1 protein-coding gene is annotated in these 1,031 nt (G+C 46.1%); it reads left to right on the forward strand.

What is annotated here, in order from left to right; all coding sequences use genetic code 11:
- Positions 1 to 1,031: elongation factor Tu (tuf, locus tag ISG33_RS17035; RefSeq protein WP_195734851.1), on the forward strand; the 1,031-nt coding region annotated here is incomplete at both ends.

The following is a 1,031-nucleotide window of genomic DNA, read 5'->3' on the forward strand; positions in this document are numbered from 1 at the left end:
AAGTTTGAACGTAATAAACCACACGTAAACGTTGGTACTATCGGCCACGTTGACCACGGTAAAACAACTCTTACAGCGGCAATCACGTCGGTATTAGCAAAGACTTACGGCGGTGACGCTCAAGCATTTGATCAAATCGACAACGCTCCAGAAGAGCGTGAGCGCGGTATCACCATCTCTACTTCACACGTAGAGTACGACACACCAACTCGTCACTACGCACACGTAGATTGTCCAGGACACGCCGATTATGTTAAGAACATGATCACTGGTGCTGCTCAAATGGACGGCGGTATCTTGGTTGTTGCGGCAACTGACGGCCCTATGCCACAAACACGTGAGCACATCTTGCTAGGTCGCCAAGTTGGTATTCCTTACATGATCGTATTCATGAACAAATGTGACATGGTTGACGACGAAGAGCTACTAGAACTAGTAGAAATGGAAGTTCGTGAGCTACTTACAGAATATGAATTCCCAGGTGACGACTTGCCAGTAATTCAAGGTTCTGCACTTAAAGCGCTAGAAGGCGAAGAGAAGTGGGAAGCAAAAATCATCGAGTTGGGCGAAGCATTGGATTCATACATTCCAGAGCCTGAGCGTGACATCGACAAGCCATTCATTCTTCCAATCGAAGATGTATTCTCAATTTCAGGCCGTGGTACAGTTGTAACGGGTCGTGTTGAGCAAGGTATTGTTAAAGTAGGTGAAGAAGTAGAAATCGTTGGTATCAAAGATACGACTAAAACGACTTGTACTGGTGTTGAAATGTTCCGTAAGCTACTAGACGAAGGTCGTGCTGGTGAGAACGTTGGTGTTCTTCTACGTGGTACTAAGCGTGAAGACGTAGAGCGTGGTCAAGTATTGGCTAAGCCTGGCTCAATCAACCCACACACTAAGTTTGAAGCTGAAGTATATGTACTAAGCAAAGACGAAGGTGGCCGTCATACTCCTTTCTTTAAAGGTTACCGTCCACAGTTCTACTTCCGTACAACTGACGTAACAGGTGCAGTAGAGCTTCCTGAAGGCGT

It is taken from the genome of Marinibium conchae, from assembly GCF_015595035.1.
GTDB lineage: Bacteria > Pseudomonadota > Gammaproteobacteria > Enterobacterales > Alteromonadaceae > Glaciecola.